Origin of the sequence: Pseudoalteromonas sp. P80D2, from assembly GCF_036680945.1 — a bacterium.
In the GTDB taxonomy this organism is placed as follows: Bacteria; Pseudomonadota; Gammaproteobacteria; order Enterobacterales; family Alteromonadaceae; genus Pseudoalteromonas; species Pseudoalteromonas shioyasakiensis.
The window spans coordinates 82876-103893 of the sequence record NZ_JAZDAR010000048.1 but is presented as its reverse complement, the minus strand read 5'-3'; the positions used below and the strand labels follow the sequence as shown (position 1 = coordinate 103893).

Annotated in this window: 18 protein-coding genes; 5 read left to right on the top strand and 13 right to left on the bottom strand. The window is 40.1% G+C overall.

The window, feature by feature from the left end; all coding sequences use genetic code 11:
• Positions 1 to 93: 93 nt before the first annotated feature.
• Positions 94 to 1467 carry an NADP-dependent phosphogluconate dehydrogenase gene (gndA, locus tag VRK28_RS14750; RefSeq protein ID WP_054553937.1) on the bottom strand — a complete coding sequence of 458 codons (1374 nt, stop codon included), beginning with the start codon at positions 1465 to 1467 and terminating at the stop codon, positions 94 to 96.
• Positions 1468 to 1890: 423 nt separating this feature from the next.
• Here gndA and pyk point away from each other — a divergent pair, with 423 nt between their 5' ends.
• Positions 1891 to 3324, top strand: coding sequence for a pyruvate kinase (gene pyk, locus VRK28_RS14745; protein WP_138601084.1), 1434 nt, complete (start codon positions 1891 to 1893; stop codon positions 3322 to 3324).
• A 244-nt stretch (positions 3325 to 3568) separates the two neighbouring features.
• Here pyk and VRK28_RS14740 read toward each other — a convergent pair whose 3' ends face one another.
• The 10 genes from VRK28_RS14740 to thrS form a co-directional block, all read right to left on the bottom strand.
• Complete coding sequence (locus VRK28_RS14740; protein WP_063529805.1) at positions 3569 to 4393, bottom strand: LytR/AlgR family response regulator transcription factor; 825 nt, start codon at positions 4391 to 4393, stop codon at positions 3569 to 3571.
• Complete coding sequence (locus VRK28_RS14735) at positions 4390 to 5463, bottom strand: sensor histidine kinase (RefSeq protein ID WP_269407961.1); 1074 nt, start codon at positions 5461 to 5463, stop codon at positions 4390 to 4392. Before VRK28_RS14735 ends, VRK28_RS14740 begins: the two co-directional genes overlap by 4 nt.
• A gap of 155 nt (positions 5464 to 5618) precedes the next feature.
• Positions 5619 to 7175, bottom strand: coding sequence for a SulP family inorganic anion transporter (locus tag VRK28_RS14730; RefSeq protein ID WP_054561410.1), 1557 nt, complete (start codon positions 7173 to 7175; stop codon positions 5619 to 5621).
• Between the two features lie 144 nt (positions 7176 to 7319).
• Positions 7320 to 7778, bottom strand: coding sequence for an Lrp/AsnC family transcriptional regulator (locus tag VRK28_RS14725; protein WP_036968198.1), 459 nt, complete (start codon positions 7776 to 7778; stop codon positions 7320 to 7322).
• Positions 7779 to 7923: 145 nt separating this feature from the next.
• Positions 7924 to 8565, bottom strand: a complete 642-nt coding sequence (locus tag VRK28_RS14720) for an MBL fold metallo-hydrolase (RefSeq protein ID WP_332394094.1) — start codon at positions 8563 to 8565, stop codon at positions 7924 to 7926.
• A gap of 1 nt (position 8566) precedes the next feature.
• The gene (locus tag VRK28_RS14715; protein WP_332394093.1) at positions 8567 to 10363 is read right to left on the bottom strand and encodes a M14 family metallopeptidase; all 1797 of its coding nucleotides are present in this window, start codon (positions 10361 to 10363) and stop codon (positions 8567 to 8569) included.
• Positions 10364 to 10562: 199 nt separating this feature from the next.
• Entirely contained in the window at positions 10563 to 10922 is a 360-nt protein-coding gene (rplT, locus tag VRK28_RS14710; RefSeq protein WP_036968189.1) for a 50S ribosomal protein L20, read from the bottom strand.
• Positions 10923 to 10937: 15 nt separating this feature from the next.
• Positions 10938 to 11138, bottom strand: a complete 201-nt coding sequence (gene rpmI, locus VRK28_RS14705; RefSeq protein ID WP_054554888.1) for a 50S ribosomal protein L35 — start codon at positions 11136 to 11138, stop codon at positions 10938 to 10940.
• 208 nt (positions 11139 to 11346) lie between these two features.
• Positions 11347 to 11910, bottom strand: a complete 564-nt coding sequence (infC, locus tag VRK28_RS14700; protein WP_082389338.1) for a translation initiation factor IF-3 — start codon at positions 11908 to 11910, stop codon at positions 11347 to 11349.
• A 57-nt stretch (positions 11911 to 11967) separates the two neighbouring features.
• Positions 11968 to 13878, bottom strand: coding sequence for a threonine--tRNA ligase (gene thrS / locus VRK28_RS14695; RefSeq protein WP_054561407.1), 1911 nt, complete (start codon positions 13876 to 13878; stop codon positions 11968 to 11970).
• 249 nt (positions 13879 to 14127) lie between these two features.
• On the opposite strand from thrS, the gene VRK28_RS14690 reads away from it, so the two are divergent.
• From VRK28_RS14690 to VRK28_RS14675, 4 genes are all read left to right on the top strand, one after another.
• Positions 14128 to 15141 carry an endonuclease/exonuclease/phosphatase family protein gene (locus tag VRK28_RS14690; RefSeq protein ID WP_062565304.1) on the top strand — a complete coding sequence of 338 codons (1014 nt, stop codon included), beginning with the start codon at positions 14128 to 14130 and terminating at the stop codon, positions 15139 to 15141.
• A gap of 64 nt (positions 15142 to 15205) precedes the next feature.
• A complete protein-coding gene (locus VRK28_RS14685; RefSeq protein WP_175078269.1) occupies positions 15206 to 15658 on the top strand; it encodes a DUF3010 family protein in 453 nt (150 codons plus the stop codon).
• Positions 15659 to 15893: 235 nt separating this feature from the next.
• Entirely contained in the window at positions 15894 to 17609 is a 1716-nt protein-coding gene (locus VRK28_RS14680; protein WP_332394092.1) for an AMP-binding protein, read from the top strand.
• Positions 17610 to 17859: 250 nt separating this feature from the next.
• Entirely contained in the window at positions 17860 to 18834 is a 975-nt protein-coding gene (locus tag VRK28_RS14675; protein ID WP_130166383.1) for a transposase, read from the top strand.
• A gap of 261 nt (positions 18835 to 19095) precedes the next feature.
• Here VRK28_RS14675 and gdhA read toward each other — a convergent pair whose 3' ends face one another.
• Positions 19096 to 20448, bottom strand: coding sequence for an NADP-specific glutamate dehydrogenase (gdhA, locus tag VRK28_RS14670; protein WP_332394091.1), 1353 nt, complete (start codon positions 20446 to 20448; stop codon positions 19096 to 19098).
• 82 nt (positions 20449 to 20530) lie between these two features.
• The gene (locus VRK28_RS14665) at positions 20531 to 21016 is read right to left on the bottom strand and encodes a hypothetical protein (RefSeq protein ID WP_332394090.1); all 486 of its coding nucleotides are present in this window, start codon (positions 21014 to 21016) and stop codon (positions 20531 to 20533) included.
• Positions 21017 to 21018: the final 2 nt, after the last annotated feature.

Below are 21018 nucleotides of genomic sequence, written 5' to 3'. Positions count from 1 at the left end.
CGGATTGTGCATGATCATTCTGATCGGTCAACTGATCAACTTCTTAACTGATCAGCATTAACCAATTGGTGCCTTTTTTATGCTTTTTGATAATTAACGAACTTTTTCGTCAATCTCAACTAAGTCTGTTAAATGGCAAATCTCACCACTATGAGTTTTAATACCATGCTCACCGAAGTAGTCACGTTGTGCTTGAACAAGGTGACCATTACTTGGTGTTGTTAACGTCGCAATGTAAGTTTGCGTTGCAGTTAACACTGGGAATGCAAGACCAGATGCAACTGCTGCACCCGTTACCTTACGTAATGCTGCTGATTCACGCTGCATAGAATCAATAAATTCTACACCTTCAGCTACATTGTCTAAGTAATCAGCACGGATGATACAACCTGCGCGCCACGTTTGTAGCGTTTTAGAAAGATCTACTTTCCACTGATGAGCACGAGACGCACCTTTGATAAGGGCTAAACCTTGACGGTAAGCAAGTAAACTTGCCAATGTGAATGCATCTTTTAGCTCTGCTAAGTCTAAATCAACGGTATCAGTTGCTTTAGCAGCGTAAGTCATTTCTTTAGCAGCATGCGTATCACAAGTATTTGTTAAGTGACGTGCTTGAACAGCTGCAACTAGTGATGGCACTGCAATACCAAGCTCTAAGGCATTTTGTGCAGTCCATAAACCTGTACCTTTCGCGCCAACTTTATTGTCGATTAAATCAACTAGCGGCTCACCTTCTGTCGTTTCAAGGCTTAAGATATGGCTTGAAATTGACAATAAGTAGCTATTTAAAGTGCCTTCAGACCATTCATTGAAAATGTCAGCCACTTCTTTTGGTGAACGATTAGTACCTAAACGTAATAGTTGATACATTTCTGCAATTAATTGCATTAACGCATATTCGATACCGTTATGCACCATTTTCACAAAGTGACCACTTGCAGATTGGCCTACACGTGCAAAACACGACTCACCTTTGTAGCTTGCCGCTACTTTTTCAAACCACGGCTCAACACGCTCCCAGCCGCCTTCTGAACCACTTGCCATCATTGCAGGACCGTGACGTGCGCCTTCTGCACCGCCAGAAATACCCATAGTGGCAAATTCAAATTTGTTTTGATATTTAAGTTTACGGCTAATGCCATCTTTGTAGTTACTGTTGCCGCAATCTACGATAATGTCATCACAGTCAACACCTGCTTCTGCAAGCTCTGTACATACTTTATCAACCAATTCACCAGCAGGAACTAAAAGAAGAATCGAACGAGGCGGCTCTAAGCGTCTAACCATATCATTTAAATCAGACACAATATGTAAACGGTCTGCCAAACCTAGTGCTTTCGCACAGCTTAGTAACTCGGCACCCGCATCTGGGTTTTTATCATAAGCTACTAATGTCAGCCCTTTTTCAATCAGGTTGAGGGCAAGATTTTTACCCATAACGCCTAACCCTACTAATGCAACTTGCATTTAGTGTCCTCCTCGGTAACAACTATTGGTTAGTTAATCAAAATAATTACGCGCGCATTATACCCAAGCAGCCCAAAAATGCGAGCTTGACAGCCAACTTGAGATAAATCATCGAAATCATGAAGCGACGTTGCCCTCAGTATATCAAAATAACCAAGGCATCGGACCAGATTTTTATAATACCCTTTAAAAAGGTATGTGTATTGACGCTATCTGACACCGGTGTCATAATAACGTCATTCACCCTTTGTATACTCTATAATTAATACAAAGAGCCAGATTCTCATAAGTAAAAACAATCATTTTTTACTTATGAGTTCTACATTGTGCTTATGTATAAGCCTATATTAAAGGTTTATAGCACGACATTTTAATAGATAACCATCAATTCGCTTAATATATTTGAGCGCACAGGAGAATTTGATGCTAAGACGCACAAAAATTGTTGCGACCCTTGGACCGGCAACCGATCGCGATAACAACCTAGAAAAAATTATTCGTGCTGGTGCAAATGTGGTTCGTTTGAACTTCTCACATGGCGTAGCACAAGATCACAAAGACCGCGCAGAAGCGGTACGCAGCATTGCTAAGCGTTTAGGCAAACACGTTGCTATCCTTGCAGACTTACAAGGTCCTAAAATTCGTGTATCAACGTTTAAAGACGGTAAAGTAAACCTAGAAGTTGGCGCAAAATTTACCCTTGATGCGAAAATGGAAAAAGGCCAAGGCGACGTTAATGCAGTAGGTATCGACTATAAAGAGCTACCTAACGACGTTAAAACAGGCGACTTACTGTTATTAAACGACGGATTAATTCAATTAACAGTAGATAGCGTTGACGGTGACCTAGTTCACACGACTGTTACTGTTGGTGGCGTACTTTCAAATAACAAAGGTATCAACCGTTTAGGTGGTGGTTTAACAGCCCCTGCTTTCACTGATAAAGATAAAGAAGATTTAATCACTGCTACTGAGATTGGCGTTGATTATATTGCTGTTTCATTCCCACGCAGTGGTGATGACATGCGTTATGTTCGCTCTTTAGCAGAAGCCGCTGGCTCAAACGCACAACTATTAGCGAAAATCGAACGTGCAGAAGCCGTTGAAACTGTTGAAGCAATTGACGATATCGTACTTGCTTCTGACGCTGTAATGGTTGCTCGTGGTGACTTAGGTGTTGAAATTGGTGATGCAGCCCTAGTTGGTAAGCAAAAGCTTATCATTAGCCGTGCTCGTTCACTTAACCGTACTGTTGTTACTGCAACACAGATGATGGAATCAATGATCGATAACCCTATGCCAACACGTGCAGAGGTTATGGACGTAGCAAACGCCGTATTAGATGGTACTGATGCAGTTATGTTATCTGCAGAAACAGCCGCTGGTGACTACCCTGAAGAAACAGTAGCGACTATGGCTCGCGTTTGTTTAGGTGCTGAATCACAAAAAGAAACGCACGTTTCTAAGCACCGTTTAGACAGCCGTTTTTCATCAAATGCTGAATCAATTGCATTATCTGCGATGTATGCAGCTAACCACTTAGATTCTGTTAAAGCTATAGTGACTCTGACTGAATCAGGTAGCACAGCTAAATTGATGTCGCGCATCAGCTCTGGTTTACCAATTTATTCATTATCACGTCATCCAAGTACGCTGGGCCAAACAGCACTTTACCGTGGTGTTTATCCAGTATTCTTTGATTCAACGAAGTGTGAAGACGAAAGCATGGTACGTGATGCATTAAACACGCTTGTTGAGCAAGGCTCACTAGTAGCTGGTGATACTGTGATTTTAACTCACGGTGATGCAATGGAAACTATTGGTGCAACAAACACTATGAAGATTGTAACTGTTTAATCTGTTACGAACTTTCATAAAAAAAGCGCAATTAATAATTGCGCCTTTTTTGTTTTTAACTTATTAAATTTTGAATAGCTATTATACCAATCCGCTTAATTAAGTAGTCTATTTTGAGGCAATAAAACCTCGTTGATTACAAGGCAAAAATTTCGTTATTTAGTTGTTCTAAATGAGAAATTTTTAACGCAGTTAGCGACAGGTTTGATCCCTCAAAATGATTAAGTATTATTGCGGGTTGGTATTAGCTCGCGAGCGCTGCTTTCACTTTATCGCGATAGCTACGGCTTACTTTTAGTTCTTGGCCGTTATCTAACACTAATAGGTATTCACCACTCACTTGAGTTACAAGTTTGCTAATTTGCTTAGTATTAACAATGGCACTGCGATGAACTCTCACAAATAGTTGTGGATCAAGCTCTTGTTCAAGCTCTTTCATTGTTTTACGAAGGATATGCGTTTGCCCATCTTGGCAATGAAGACACATATAGTCACCAGCCGCATCAACCCATTGAATTGTAATAACAGGCACACGAACAATCTCGCCCTGCTCTTTTACCGCTAATGATTCTGGATAACGACGGTCAGCAAGGCTATCGCCCGTTGCTAACTTCTTTAAAATTTCTTCGCAATTATTGCCTGTAATACCTGCAACAAAGCTCGCTAGTTTTTTCTTATGGGCGTTATCTTGTTGCGTTTTTAAATAGGTATGCACTTTTTCTACCGCCTGTTTTAGTCTGTTGTCATCGACTGGTTTAAGAATATAATCCAACGCATGAATCTCGAATGCTTTAACTGCAAACTGGTCAAAAGCCGTTACAAACACAATAGCGGGTAATGGATTAACGCTCTCGCTAAGTGCTCTTGCAACTTCAAAACCGTTCATATTTGGCATTTGAATATCTAAGAAAACCAATTGAATATTGCCCGATAAGCATTCATCAATTGCCTCTTGACCATTGCTACATAAACGAATGACTTCTAAATCGTTAAACTCAGAAAGTCGAACTGCTAAGCCTTTTCTTGCTAGCGGTTCATCATCAACGATCAAAGTTCTAATTTTGCTCATTTCTTAACAGCCTTTTCAAACGGAACGCGCAGATTAACTTTTAATCCACTTGGCGTATTGTCAGAGAGAACAAACGAGTAGTTGTTCTCATAAAGTGTTTTTAAGCGGTCCTGTGTATTAGCTATGCCAACGCCTTGAGAATTAACCAGTTGGCCATTTTTAAGCTCAGTGCCAGGACCATTATCGCCTACTTCCAATAATAGTTCATTTGCAAAAACTTGTGCTTTAATATCAATCACACCACCTTCATTTAGTTGCGCTATCGCATATTTTATCGAGTTTTCGATAATAGGTTGGAGGATCAAGCTTGGTACCAAGGCTTCATTTGCCTGCTCGCTTACATCTACATTAACTTGTAAACGTTCATCAAAGCGTACTTTTTCAATTTCTAAGTACAGCATGAGGGCATGAATTTCTTGCTCTAATGGCACCTTTTTTATTGGGTCTGTATTGAGTGTGTATCGTAAGAAGTCACTCAATTTTGACACCATTAAATTTGCATCTTTGTTCTCTTTTACCAAAATTAAGGTTGAGATTGCATTTAGGGTATTAAATAAAAAGTGCGGATTAAGTTGATAGCGCAGCATTTTCAGCTGAGCTTCGTGAGCCATAGTCGTTGCTTTTAGGGCCTTTTGTCGCTCACTTTGCAATAGCTGGTAATACTTAATACCAAAATACAAACCACTCCAACAAAGAATGATATAAACCGAATCTAACCCTTGTTGAAAGTAATAAAACCATTCATTTGGACGGTAACCGTGACGGTAGATTTCCCATAAATTGAATTTTTGTACAACGGCCCATAATGTGCCTGTGACATAGGAAGCACCAAAAACGACAAGCATTAATACCCAAGGTGAGGCATTCCAAACTTTACGATACATATAACGTAAAGGTACTGTCATTAAACAGCCTGCATAAGCGTTTAATACAATAACAAATACGTAAATATCACGCATTTCAAAGACTTTTGAGCCGATATAATTAACTAACGCATAACCTATCCAGCCTGCTATTTGCAAAACCCAGAAAAAGCGTTGTCGATTATCAACTAATGATTGCCAATTCAAAATATCAGATTACCTTTCATAATTATTTTTATTATACCGATAGTCACGAGAACAAAGCACTGCCGCCTATCTTAATTTTTTATAGCCTTACCGCATTCTTCAGACATTAAAAAAGCGAAGGCCACAACAGCCTTCGCTTTTTCTCTGCTTTATTTTTAAGCTAGTTTATCTGAAGCCACTTTATAATTTGGATCTTCAATCACATTCACTTCAACTAAATCACGCGCATTGTGTAATAGTTGAATACAATCAGGGCTTAAATGACGTAAATGCAGTTTCTTACCCACTTTTGCGTATTTGTCTGCAAGACTGTCAATCGCTTCAATCGCACTGTGATCAGCAACACGGCTATGTTTGAATTCAATGATCACGTCTTCTGGGTCATTTTTAACATCAAATAACTCGGCAAAGTTCTTAACCGAACCAAAGAATAAAGGACCATGAAGCTCATACACTTTAGAGCCTTGCTCATCGATGTAATTGCTTGTGTAAATGTGTTTCGCATGCTGCCAAGCAAAAACTAAAGCCGAAACAATCACACCCACACATACCGCGATCGCAAGGTCTGTTACTACGGTTACACCTGAAACAAGCACAATAACAAAAGCATCAGACTTAGGCACACGCTTCATCATCTTGAAGCTTGCCCACTCGAAGGTACCAAGTACAACCATGAACATAACGCCAACTAGGGCAGCTAATGGGATCATCTCAATGAGGCTGGCTGCGAAAATGATGAATGCTAGCAGTATTATTGCTGCACTAATACCAGATAAACGTGAGCGACCGCCCGAGTTAATATTGATCATAGATTGACCAATCATCGCACAACCACCCATTGCACCAAAGAAACCACAGGTAATATTTGCAGCGCCTTGACCAATACACTCTTTATTACTGTGACCACGGGTTTCAGTAATTTCGTCAATTAAGGTCAGTGTTAATAATGATTCAATCAAACCAATCGCCGCTAAAACTAATGCATAAGGGAAGATAATTTTTAATGTTTCAAGATTAAATGGCACCATTGGAATATGGAACTCCGGCAAGCCACCGGCAATCGTTGCTTGCTCATTGCCTGTCATTCCTTTTAAGAAATCAAGTACAGTGCGCGCTTCTAAATCAAAGCCAATCACAATCGCTGTTACAGTAACAATGGCAGCTAACGATGAAGGTACAGCAGTGGTTAGCTTAGGTAAGAAATGAATAATAGCCATAGTTAACGCTACTAAGCCAAGCATAATATAAAGTGCTTGCCCTTCCATCCACTGTTGGCCGCCCATCCCGTCTGGTACTTTAAATTGCCCAAGTTGAGCTAAGAAAATAACAATCGCAAGACCATTTACAAAGCCCAGCATTACTGGGTGCGGAACCATGCGAATAAACTTGCCGAGCTTGAAGATACCTGCGAGTACTTGCAGTATCCCCATCAATAACACGGTAGCAAATAAATACTCTACGCCATGATCTAAAACTAAACTTACCATTACAACGGCTAGTGCACCGGTAGCACCAGAAATCATACCTGGACGACCACCAAAAATAGCCGTAATTAAGCCAACAATAAATGCGGCATATAAACCAACCAAAGGCTCAACATTAGCAACAAAAGCAAACGCAACCGCTTCTGGTACCAATGCCAACGCAACGGTCAAGCCTGATAGAATATCGTTTTTAGCAGAGCTTGGCGCTTTGCTGAGTAAGTTAAACATTAAGATCCTCTTTATAGTGAATGCATTTCGGCAAGGCGCAGAATTCTAGCAAAATCCGCAAAAGTTAACAATTATTAACAACAAAACGGCTAGTACCTAAAAGCACTAACCGTTTTCGAAAAAATAAAACGTAGTAGAAAAAGATTAAAGAGGTAAAGACGTACTACGCTTAACGCATGTCATGGTCACATTTGAGTGAACTTCTTGAACAAACTCAAGGTTTAGTAGGTTATCACGAACAAACTGCTCATACCCTTCAATACCTTTTGAAATAATTCGAAGCATGAAGTCCATGGTACCCGCCATGCTGTAACACTCGGTTACTTCATCATAGCTCATAATTAAACGCTCAAACTCAGCTAGATTCGTTCTACCGTGGTTAGATAGACGAACATGGGCATAGACCAACATATCAAAGCCAAGCTTTTTCTCGTCAAGCAAAGCAACTTTACCTTTGATATAGCCATCTTGCTCAAGCTTAGCAATACGACGCCAACATGGAGATTGAGATAAACCAACTTTATCGGCAATTTCTGCCGTAGATAAGCTAGCATCCTGCTGTAATAATGCCAAAATTTGGCGATCTACTTGGTTCAGAGACATTTTATTTCTTTTTCTGTAAAAATACTGGTTAAATTATATAACTGATTTAAAAATCAGTCTGCCTATTTTCTACTATTTATGCAAAAAAATTGCAATTTTATACCGTTCCACTTACAAACTACTTAACTATTGTTACACGTTGGCATTAACCAAAACGTCCGCTAATAAATGGATTTGTTTTTCGCTCATGCCCTACGGTGGTATTCGGACCGTGGCCTGGCAAAATAGCAACTTCATCAGAGAATGATAAAATCTCCGACTTAATGGATTCGAGTAATTGCGCACTATCCCCTTTCGGGAAGTCAGTACGACCGACAGAGCCTTGGAAAATCACGTCACCCACTATCACCTGTTCTGAACCTTGGTGGTAAAAAACAACATGACCAGGCGTATGCCCTGGGCAATGGCGTACAGATAATTCAAGTTCACCTACGGTGATTGTATCGCCATGATTTAGCCACTTCGTTGGATAAAATGGTGTAATTGGTGCAAAACCAAACATTTGCGCTTGCATTGGCAAGGCATCAAACCAAAATTTATCATCTAAATGTGGGCCAATGATATCAACGCTAAAATGCTCTGCGAGTTGCTTTGCAGCGCCCACATGGTCTAAGTGACCATGTGTTAAGTAAATTGCCTCTAATTGGCAATTTAAAGCAGCAAGTTCTTCTTGAAGTTTGTCTGCATCGCCACCTGGGTCAACCATGGCCGCTTTATTCGTTTGCTCGCAAATGATAATGCGGCAATTTTGCGCAAAGCCAGTAACAGGAACAGCAATCACTTTCATGTTATTGTCCTTTTTGTAACTGTTCAAACGCCATTAAAATTGGGTATTTTAAATAGCCTTGATCATAAAACGGTGTACGCTCATAGAGCCAATGCAAGCGAGCATCAGCATCCTTTGCAAAGCTTTTATCTTCACGAATTTTTTTATCGAACTCTAAAGCCAATGCAGGTTTTTCTTTTAGCATTTGACGTGCATACGGCATTAAAGCGTAATTCTCAACGTATTCAGTACGCTGAAAAATAGTATTAAACTCGCCCCAAGCAAAGAATGAATCTGGCGCTTCTGGGTGTAGTAAGTGTGTAGCCAGCTCTGAGTATGGCTGCTCAGTTGAGACTTTGTACCAGCCGGTCATATCGACATTTTCTACGGTGTGGTAATCAAATGTCGCCTCTACACGAAAACGTCCTTCAAAAGGTGCTTTTGCAAATGAGTAATCAGCAACGCTTGCTTGGGTTAATGGCTCAGAAACAGAACCATTCAACGTCGTTACCTCTACGCCGTGTAATTTAAGCTTACTTACCAATTGGCTGTATGCTGGCGGAATATAAAACGCTGTAGGAACATTAACGGTCTTTTTAACGTCTTTTTGCCAAAAAACCGGTAATGCGTCATAGTTTTTAGCTTCACCTAAATATTTAACTTCAGCTTGCCCAGACAATGCACTTTCAGTTCTTGAATAAGCGATCCCTTTAAATTCGATGGTATCTGGCTCTTTAGCATAACCACGTTCAACAACTAATTGTGTCGGTTTAAAATCGAGCTCTTTTTGAACCGCTTCATTAAGGGCTTTATCATTTTCAGCTAAGGCGTCAATGGCACCATCAATAAATACATAAGTACCTAATACGCGCTGCTTATAAGGTTTTAAAGAGTGGTTCTCAACTAATATTGTTGGTAATGAACGTAAATCACCCCAGCCATTTGAAAAACGTGGTGTTGCCACCCAACCCGCTAAACCTTTTTTAAATTCGCGCTTGTCCATAACAAACACGAGAGGACCAGGAATATGCCCTGCTTTTTCGAGTTTGGCATCAATAACAGGTTTAAATAGATTATCCAGCGCTTGTGACACACTTGGTGATTCACTCGAAAAAACCGGATTATAACCGTAGGTCACGTCATATTGGTAATCAGCGCCATCGGTTACATGGACATCCACGTATAAATCTGGCTTAAATTGATTAATAACCTGCATCACACCGCGTACTTCGGGTGTATCAAGCTTAGTGTAATCACGATTTAAATTTAAATTTAGACCATTCGTTCTAAAGCCCATTTCTATCGGGCCACGCTGATTAATACGGTTGTATTGGCTACTGCGCTCGTGACCATCAACGTTTAAAATAGGAATAAACAGAATATTGACTTTGCTGAGAATATCGCGGCGTTTACCTGTCGCAATATCGCGTAGCAACATAAACATGGCGTCTTTGCCATCAATTTCACCACTGTGAATGCCTGCTTGAATAAAGATGGTTGGCTTTGTATCAGCAACAAGTTGTTTGGCATCAAACAAACCTTGCTCATTCGCCACTAACATCTTAACCGCACGACCCGCACTGCTTGTCGCAATAGTCGTTACTTTGAATTGTGTTGGGTTTGCGGCAACAAGACGATCTACGAACGCCATAGTGTCTGCATAATCAGGCGATAAAGTGCCTTCGCTTAATTCAAAATCTGTGGTTAAAGGTCCTTTTTCTTGCATTAAAGACACACTATCGCCTTGCCATGGCAACAGTGGGGGTAAGTGGCTGTCTAAAGTTACTGCAGCAGATAAAAACACTAAACTCGCAAACATATCACTCTCAAGTGCGGTACTTATTCTATATTGGGGAAATTATAACAACTAATCTGAATGGATTGCGTAAACTGCGGTGATTCAACAAAAAAATGGAGCAAACGACATACGCTATGCAAAATCGTTGTTAGTTATGAATATTAATTAAGATCAAAAAAAGGAGCACTAGGCTCCTTTTTAAACTTTATGAAAAGCGAAATTAAGCCGCTAGGCCTTCTTTTGCTTTTGCAACAAGCGCTGCGAATGCAACTTGGTCATAAACAGCGATATCTGCAAGGATCTTACGATCGATTTCTACAGAAGTCTTTTTAAGACCATTGATAAAACGGCTGTATGAAAGACCGTTTTGACGAGCTGCTGCATTGATACGTGCAATCCAAAGTTGACGGAAAGTACGTTTCTTAGCACGACGGTCACGGTAAGCGTATTGACCCGCTTTAGTAACTGCCTGGAAAGCTACGCGGTAAACACGTGAACGTGCTCCGTAGTAACCTTTAGCTTGCTTTAAAACTTTTTTGTGACGTGCACGTGCGATAACACCGCGTTTAACTCTTGCCATTTCTGAAGACTCCTATTAAGCGAATGGTAACATACGTGAAACTAGACCATGGTCATTCTTATGAACCATCATCTTAGGACGTAAGTGTAATTTACGCTTAGAAGTTTTTTTAGTCAGAATGTGACGAAGATGCGCTTGTTTACGCTTGAAACCGCCAGAAGCAGTTTTCTTGAAACGCTTAGCCGCGCCTCTGTGAGTTTTTAGCTTGTAAGCCATTGCAATAACTCCAAATGTATTGCTTAAAAATTAGCAAGCAGGCGAGAGATATAAAAATAGCTCTACTTTTAAGGCCTAACTTACTGCCATAGTCCGGTGAAGGCTCACTACAAAAGCAGTGCAACCTTACTTATAACCGGTTATTTCAGGTGAACAGTAAACTGTTACTTGCAGACCTGAAATAAAATCGGTGCGTAATATACCCTGTTTATTGCTTTTTAGCAATAGGTGCCATCATCATAACCATCTGGCGACCTTCAACACGATTTGGGAATGATTCAACTTGTGAAACATCTTCTAAATCGGCTTTAACACGGTTTAATAATTCGATACCAATTTCTTGGTGAGCCATTTCACGACCACGGAAACGGATAGTAATTTTAGCTTTATCACCCGCTTCTAAGAACTTGCGTAAGTTGCGTAGCTTAACCTGGTAGTCACCTTCATCCGTACCTGGACGGAATTTGATTTCTTTAACCTGGATTTGCTTTTGCTTTTTCTTTTGTTCTTTTAGTTCTTTGCTTTTTTCAAAGATGAACTTACCGTAGTCCATAACCTTACAAACAGGTGGCTCAGCATTAGGACTGATTTCTACAAGATCTACACCCGCATCATCAGCGATAGCTTGCGCCTCTTTTAATGACACGATGCCAGCTTGCTCGCCGTCGATGCCAATTAAACGAACTTCTTTAGCTGTAATATCTTCGTTGATACGATTTTTTTGAGCTGTTTGTTGCCCTTTCTTGCCGCCTCTAATGGTACGATCCTCCAAGAATATAAAATAAAAAGCGTGTAGTTGGCTGTTTGTTTTGCCCTACACGCTCATGATTTATTGTCGATTTTTAATTTCTTCGCTTACTTTAGCAACGAAATCATCAACACTAAATTTGCCTAGGTCTTCACCTGTGCGAGTGCGTACTGCCACTTCTTGTTGTTCAACTTCTTTATCGCCAACAACAAGTAAATATGGAATACGTTTTAACGTATGTTCACGGATTTTAAAGCCAATCTTCTCATTTCTCAAGTCAGCAGCGGCTCTAATTCCAAGTTTATTTAATTTTTGTACAATTTCTTGCACATAATCTGCTTGTTTATCCGTGATGTTCATGATCACAACTTGCTTAGGAGCAAGCCACGTTGGGAACAAACCAGCGTATTCTTCAGTTAAAATACCGATGAAACGCTCAATTGAACCTAAAATTGCGCGGTGGATCATAACTGGTGTACGACGTTCGTTATTTTCAGCAACATAAGTTGCACCTAAACGACCTGGTAATGCGAAGTCTAGCTGTACAGTACCACATTGCCATGCACGGTCTAAACAGTCATAAAGTGTAAACTCAATCTTAGGACCGTAGAATGCACCTTCACCTGGTAGGTAATCAAACTCAATGTCGTTTGCTTTTAATGCATCAGCTAGTGCAAGCTCAGCTTTATCCCACATTTCGTCTTCACCGATACGCTTTTCTGGACGAGTAGATAGTTTTACAACGATCTTCTCAAAACCAAACGTTTCGTATGTGTCGTAAACCATTTTGATACATGCAGAAACTTCATCCATGATTTGCTCTTCAGTACAGAAGATATGCGCATCATCTTGAGTAAAGCCACGTACACGCATTAAGCCGTGTAATGCACCTGATGGTTCGTTACGGTGACAACAACCAAACTCAGCCATACGTAATGGAAGATCACGGTATGATTTTAAACCTTGGTTAAAGATTTGTACGTGACCCGGACAGTTCATTGGTTTGATTGCGTATTCACGCTTTTCAGATTCAGTTGTGAACATCGCATCTGCGTATTTGTCCCAGTGACCTGATTTTTCCCATAAACCACGGTCCATCATTAATGGGCCTTTAACTTCTTCGTAATCGTACTCACGTAATTTTTCACGAACGAAGTCTTCTAGTTCACGGTAAATGCTCCAGCCATCATTGTGCCAAAACACCATGCCTGGTGCTTCTTCTTGCCAGTGCCATAAATCAAGCGCTTTACCAATACGACGGTGATCACGTTTTTCAGCTTCTTCCAAGCGTTTTAAATACGCTTTAAGTTGCTTTTTATCTGCCCATGCAGTGCCGTAGATACGTTGCAGCATCTTGTTTTCAGAATCACCGCGCCAATAAGCACCTGCCACTTTCATAATTTTGAAATGTTGACAGAACTTCATGTTTGGAACGTGTGGACCACGACACATGTCGATGTACTCTTCGTGATGGTATAAGCCTGGACGATCATCTTTCGCGATGTTCTCGTCTAGAATTTCCATTTTATAGGTTTCACCACGCGCTTCAAAAGTATCGCGTGCTTCTTGCCAGCTTACGGTCTTTTTAACAACGTCGTAGTTTGTTTTAGCAAGCTCAAGCATGCGCTTTTCGATAGCATCTAAATCATCTTGGCTTAAAGAATGTTCCATATCGATATCGTAATAGAAACCGTTATCGATGGTCGGACCGATTGCCATTTTTGCTTCAGGGAAAAGCTGCTTAACTGCATGACCAATAAGGTGCGCACATGAGTGACGGATAATCTCTAAACCATCATCATCTTTTGCTGTGATAATTTCTAAACGCGCATCTTCAGTGATTAAGTCACATGCATCAACACGAGTACCATTAACACGGCCTGCAATCGTTGCCTTGGCAAGACCTGGACCGATATCGCTCGCTACGTCATATGTACTTACTGGGTTTTCAAAACTACGCTGACTGCCGTCAGGGAGGGTAATAACTGGCATTATAAATCCTTAATACAGTGGTGATGCCTACAATGCATCACATGTAATATTTTTAAAAAAATTTTATGTAACTCTGCAACGCTTTTACGAATAAGCATTGCTATTTAAGCTTGTATTTACTGAGTCTTCGCAAATACAAGCAGCTATTGTCGCCGCTCACGTTCTCAAATACAAGTAGTTAGAAGACTAAATTGACAATTAGTTAAGTCATTTCATACTTAGTGAGTCAGTACTTTTAGAGTGATGAAAATGCCAAACACGCGTACGTTCAAATTCGCAACGTTTAATTTATTAAATTACACCGCGCCCCCCTACTCGTTTTACCAGTTACATGAACGCTATAACAATACGCAATGGCAGCAAAAACAATTGTTTGTAGCTAATTTCTTAAATGAGGCAAACCCTGATGTGGTGGCGTTTCAAGAAGTGTTTAGTCAGCATGCTCTAGAAGTGCAATGCAAAGAAGCGGGATATGATTATTTTAAAACGGTCGATAGCCCGTCCCATGATAGCCTTTATCCGCAAGTGTTATTCAATCCTGTGGTTGCGATTGCCAGTAAATACCCGTTTAAATCGGCCGATGCATTGACACCATGCCCTGAATTACTTGAGTACTTAAACAATCAAAATGAGTTCAAATTTAACCGCACCCCGATTAAATGCATGATTGATTTACCTGATTTTGGTGAAGTCTGCTTTTATGTTGTTCACTTTAAGTCACAACGTGTGCAATCAATGGCGCATATTCTTAATATTCATAACCTTGAAGATCCGTTGCTGCAGTTGTTACACCAGACGGTGGGTACCATGCAGTCGCAAATATCGCGTTCATTGGAAGCATCTATTGTTTATTATGATGCGCTAAAAACCCAACGCGAAAAGCAATGTGCAACGCTCGTTATGGGTGACTTTAACGATGTACTTACTAGCCCTACTTTATCGTTTATGACACAAGGGTTTCATCCTACACGCTGTGAGCCCTGCATAGAACATAACGAACCCGTTGTTGGCCTAACCGACAGCTACGAGTTTAGTCGGTCGTTTTATGATGAGAAAAACAAACCCTTTAGCCATTATTACCAAGGTAAAGGTAATGTACTAGATTATATTCTTGCCTCTGCACATTTTAATCCCGACTGCCAAGTTTCAAAGGTGAAAGCGCTCGACTATGAAAGTTATGACAAGCATATTTCCCCTACACAACTGACCGAAGACATTAGTGTAAGTGACCATAGTGTTATCGCTATAAAAATTCATTTTTAAAGCAACTGATTTTCATAACGTTACTTGCTATAATTGCGCAAATTAAGTTATTTAGAGAATGACCATGAGAACATGCGGTGTAGAAATTACAGGTAGCGACGTACTACTGTGTATTTTAACCAAAGACAATGACGTATTTGATATCCGTGATGTCAGACAAACACGTTTTACCTTAGGTAACGGTAATGACACAGAAGTAATGCGTAAATTCCAATTTGATTTCAAAAAATTAATGGAAGATTACCAAATTGACTCTGTAGCAATCAAAGAGCGCCAAGCTAAAGGTAAATTCGCTGGTAGTGCTAAAGGTTTCAAAATGGAAACGGCTATTCAGTTAATCGAGCACTTAGATGTGCAAGTTTTATCTGCAACTGAAATCAAAGAGCAGCTTAAGCGCAACCCAGTACCTATTGATTTTGAAGACACAGGCCTGAAAAAATTCCAAGAAAACGCATTCATTAGTGCTTACGTGTACATCATGCGTAAAACTTATAAGCAAGATGAGCCAAAAGCTTAATTGCTGCTTATTCTTAAAAAAACGTGCTACGGCACGTTTTTTTATACCTCAAAACCCATTCTTTATTCTGCTTTATTAAAATTACACTCTGTACATTAGTCTTATAAAGCTTTTCTTTGTCGACAATCTGTGTTTAGTTAATCAGGTACGCATGTTTTGAAATCATCCTAATTGATTGTTTCAATTCTTTTGCATCAAGTCCATGACAACAAATTAACCGGACACGGAGAATACAATGCAGACAAAGAACACACACTGTAATGCGCTTCCACTTACTCAAAGCTATTATCAAGGCCGTACAGACATTCCATTGATAGAACAAACAATTGGACAGTACCTTGACAATATTGTCGACAATTACCCTGATCACCCCGCAATTGTGTTTCATCATCAACAGATCCGATTAACCTATAGACAATACCAGCAGCAGATTAACCAGTTAGCAATGGGATTATTATCACTTGGCGTAAAACCTGGCGACCGGGTTGGTATTTGGTCTCCTAACAATATTGAATGGTGCTTAACCCAATTTGCTACAGCTAAAATTGGTGCAATCATGGTGTGCATCAACCCTGCATACCGACCAAGCGAATTAAAATACGCACTCAATAGTGTTGAGTGTTCAACACTTATCACAGCAAGTGAATTTAAAGCCAGTAATTATATAAGCATGCTCAATGAGCTCGCACCGGAACTTAAAGATTCACAAGCAGGTGAGTTAAATTTAAACGCCTTGCCACACCTAAAAAATATAATTCGTATTGGTGATGAGCCTGCTACTGGCATGTTTAGCTTCAGCGATATCATGCAGCGCGCAACAGATGCCCATAAGCTAGAGCTTGATGCAATAGCTGCTAGTTTAAGCTGTGACCAAGATATCAATATTCAATTTACTTCTGGTACTACGGGTAATCCAAAAGGAGCGACCTTATCGCATAAAAACATCCTCAATAACGGATTTTTGATGGCCCAAGCGATGAAGCTGACACATGAGGATAAACTCTGTATTCCTGTACCGCTATATCACTGCTTTGGTATGGTGCTTGGCAATTTAGTATGTATAAGTAAAGGTGCCACCGCAGTTTTTCCGGGTGATTCATTCGACCCTAAAACAACCCTAGAAGTTGTTGAAAAGGAACGCTGTACAGGCCTGCATGGTGTTCCAACTATGTTTATCGCCGAGTTAGAGCTTAAAGATTTTGCAAACTATGACTTATCTAGCCTACGAACAGGCGTAATGGCCGGCTCAACCTGCCCTGAGCAAGTTATGCGTAAAGTTCACTCATTAATGCATATGAAAGAAGTTGTAATTGGTTATGGCCAAACTGAGTGTAGCCCTATCAATAACGTGACCGAAACAGACTCGCCTCTCGAAAAACAAGTTACCACAGTGGGCCGTGCATTAGCCCATACTGAAGTGAAAATTATCGACGAGCTGGGTGATGTTCAAAAAGTCGGCATACCGGGTGAAGTATGTAGTCGTGGTGCTGGAATTATGCGCTGCTATTGGAATGATGAAGAGAAAACGAAAGCAACAATTGATCAAGACGGTTGGTTACATTCTGGTGACTTAGGTGTGATGGACGAAGATGGTTTTGTTGCTATTGTTGGCCGAATAAAAGACATGATCATCCGTGGTGGTGAAAACATTTACCCAAGAGAAATAGAAGAAGTTCTCTACACCTACCCTGGTATTCAAGATGCAGCCATATTTGGCATTAGCGATGAAAAATACGGTGAAGAAGTATGCGCTTGGATCCAACCTAAAGATGATGCAGTACTTGATGAAAATGCCATTCGTGATTTCTTAAAAGACAAACTAGCCTATTTCAAAGTACCAAAGCACATCCGCTTTGTTGAAGAATACCCTATGACAGTAACAGGCAAACTTCAAAAGTTCAAAATGCGTGAACAAATGCAAGAACTCCTAAGCGAAAAAGCCTTTTCGTAATCATTTACTTGAAAAATACTCTCAAATTTCAAACAAGCTCAGCACCGCTGAGCTTTTTAATTTATTAAGACACCCATATTATGAAAAGATATTTAGACATCCATATTAAATAAAGACGCCCATATTTATTTAAGGAGTTAACCTAGCTTCATATCTAAAGAATAAATTTAAGAAGACACCCAACTTAATATTTCTCACTTCACAAAATTATGACTAAACTTAAATTGTTCAACTCATGGAGGAGAAGAGCATGGCAACCCCACGTAGAAACTTGATTAGCGTTTCAAACACGCCTTACTATCACTGCATTTCACGCTGCGTTCGTCGCGCTTATTTGTGCGGGCAAGATCCACTAACGGGTCGTTCATATGAACACCGGCGAGATTGGGTTGAAAAGAAATTACTTCAACTTGGACGAATATTTTGTATTGATATTTGTGCCTATGCGGTTATGAGTAATCACACTCATCTGGTTCTTCACATTGATATAGCAAAAGCTAAGCGTCTAAATAATAAAGCGATTCTAATTAGGTGGCACAAGTTATTCAAAAGTACATTCCTATGCCAACGATTCTTAAATGGCGAATTGCTAACACAAGCAGAGCTCGCTGCGGTTAATACCAGAGTAAATTTATATCGAGAACGGCTCTGCAGCATTAGTTGGTTTATGCGAGTTCTTAACGAGGGTATTGCACGAAAAGCGAATCAAGAAGATGAATGTAAAGGACGTTTTTGGGAAGGTCGCTTTAAATCGCAAGCCTTGCTCGATGACGCTGCACTTGCTGCATGCCTTGCTTATGTTGATTTAAACCCAGTAAGAGCAAAAGCGGCCGATTTACCTGAGCAATCTGACTACACCAGTATTAAAGCCCGAATTCAGTTAGCTCAAAATAAAAAGCAACCGAAATCGCTTATGCGCTTTGCAGGTAAACCTCGTGAACATATGCCTAAGGGACTACCATTTGAGCTCAAGACATATCTGCAACTTGTTGATTGGACTGGGCGCTCTATGCGAATAGATAAACCTGGGAACATCCCAAAAGTGACATTACCAATACTTGAAAGATTAAACATCTGTACTGAAAACTGGCTCACACTCACCACTTCCTTTACCCGCTCGTTTAAAAATACAGCGGGTAAAGAGCAAGCTATAACTGAGTATGCAAAACACATGAAACGAAAGAGAAGAAGCTCAATAACTAATAGCCAAGCTTTGTTTTGCTAAACACTTAAACTTTTCATTTACTACTTTTATTCATCTATTTTAAAAAATAGAAAATTTCTACGTACTGAATTTAATTTCATCTAGAATTAAATAACTAATTTTTAAATTTAAATAACAACAAAGAACTAAACATAATTTGTACATAAATGAAGTCAACCAAAAGCTGTGGCTATCTAGCTTTTAACTACCAAAATTGGGTGTCTTTTTATAAAAATGGATGTCTCCTTAATTCGTTTTAAAAAAATGGATGTCTTTTATTTATTACACAACTCCTTGTTTTAACATAGCATCTGCAACTCGTTCAAAACCCGCTATATTCGCACCAAGTACCAAGTCGTGTTCATGGGAGTACTGCTTGGCGGTAGCTGAAATTGTATCGAAAATAGACTTCATAACTTGTTGAAGTTTCTCATCAACTTGCTCAGCTCGCCACTTTTGCATACTGGCATTTTGAGCCATTTCAAATTGACTGGTAGCAACTCCACCAGCATTTGCAGCCTTACTTGGCCCTAAAAATACATCATTGTCTTTAAATACTTTTAACGCATCAGCTGTGGTCGGCATGTTTGCCCCCTCGCATACAACAGAGCAGCCATTTTCAACCAAAGCTTCAGCATCTTTTTCGGTAATTTCATTTTGAGTTGCACAAGGAAGTGCAATATCTGCCTCATATCGCCATACATGATGTCCGTCGCTAGGATATTGATTTACAGGCGTAAACTCAGCATCTTTGTGCTCGTTCAAATAATCCCTAAGCTCAGCACCTCGTTCATTTTTTAAGTGTTTTACAAGAGCCACATCAAGCCCATCTTTACAATACAAGGTCCCTTTTGAATCACTACAGCTAAGAATAACAGCATCGTATTGGTCAAGCTTTTCCATCATATACAATGCTACATTACCAGCACCAGACACTAGGCATCGCTTACCTCTTAAAGAATCGCCTTTAGCATCTAGCATGGCACTTAAAAAATATGCAACACCATAGCCAGTAGCTTCGGTTCTCAGTGAAGAACCCGCCATAACCTCAGGCTTACCAGTTAGTACCCCTTCAAATTGATTAGTAATCCGTTTATATTGACCAAATAGATAACCAATTTCTCTCGTCCCAACGCCAATATCACCAGCAGGAACATCTGTGTTAGCACCTATGTGACGATAGAGTTCAGTCATATATGACTGACAAAAACGCATAATTTCATTGTCACTTTTTCCTTTAGGGTTAAAGTCAGCACCGCCTTTAGCGCCTCCTAATGGCAACCCTGTGAGTGCATTCTTCAAAACTTGCTCAAAGCCTAAAAACTTCACCACACTTTGATTGACACTCGGGTGGAACCTCAAGCCCCCTTTATAAGGGCCTAGAGTTGAGCTAAATTCGATTCTAAAACCACGATTAACTTGCACTTTGCCGTCATCATCAAGCCAAGGAACCCTAAATATTGCTTGCCTTTCAGGCTCAACTAACCTCTCTAGAATTGCCTGCTGTTGATATTCACTGTTACCTTCTACTACCTGATTTATTGATGAAAGCACTTCTTCAACAGCTTGATAAAACTCAGGCTCATTTGGATTAGACTCTTTAACTGATTGCAGTACCTCTTCGATATATTGCATTACAAAATCCTCTTTCAAGCTGTTGAAAATATTCAGTCTATTAGAATTAAACTGACTAAGACATAATATCGATCACTCATGTTTAACGAATAGTGAACACCGCTGATTGCTCCCCATCATATTGCCACTCAAAACGCAGTGGTTCATTTTGAGAATCATAAAACCAAACTTCTGCCACAAGCTCTAAGGCACTATTTGCCAGCATCACAGTCGACGTTAATTTGCTTTGTTTTAGAGGTGCCCGCAATAAGCATTGATCGTAATCAGCCTTATTATCATCGCCTTTCAAGCAGATATTTAAATACGCTCTGCTATCACCCATGTTCAAATCAACATCTATGTTTAGTTCTATCTTGCTACTTAAATCAAATTGAGGAGCAATCGTTAGGTCAGCCATTGTCTCTGTTTCCACACTCGTGTCAGGAGGTGTTGTTTCTGGTGGCGGCGTGCTTGTGGTGGGTGTCTGTGTAACAGTTGTACTTACCGCTTCAGTTGAAGAGCTACCTTCTCCACCGCCACCACACGCAGATAACAATAAGCTAATGATTAATAAAGTATAATGTTTCATGA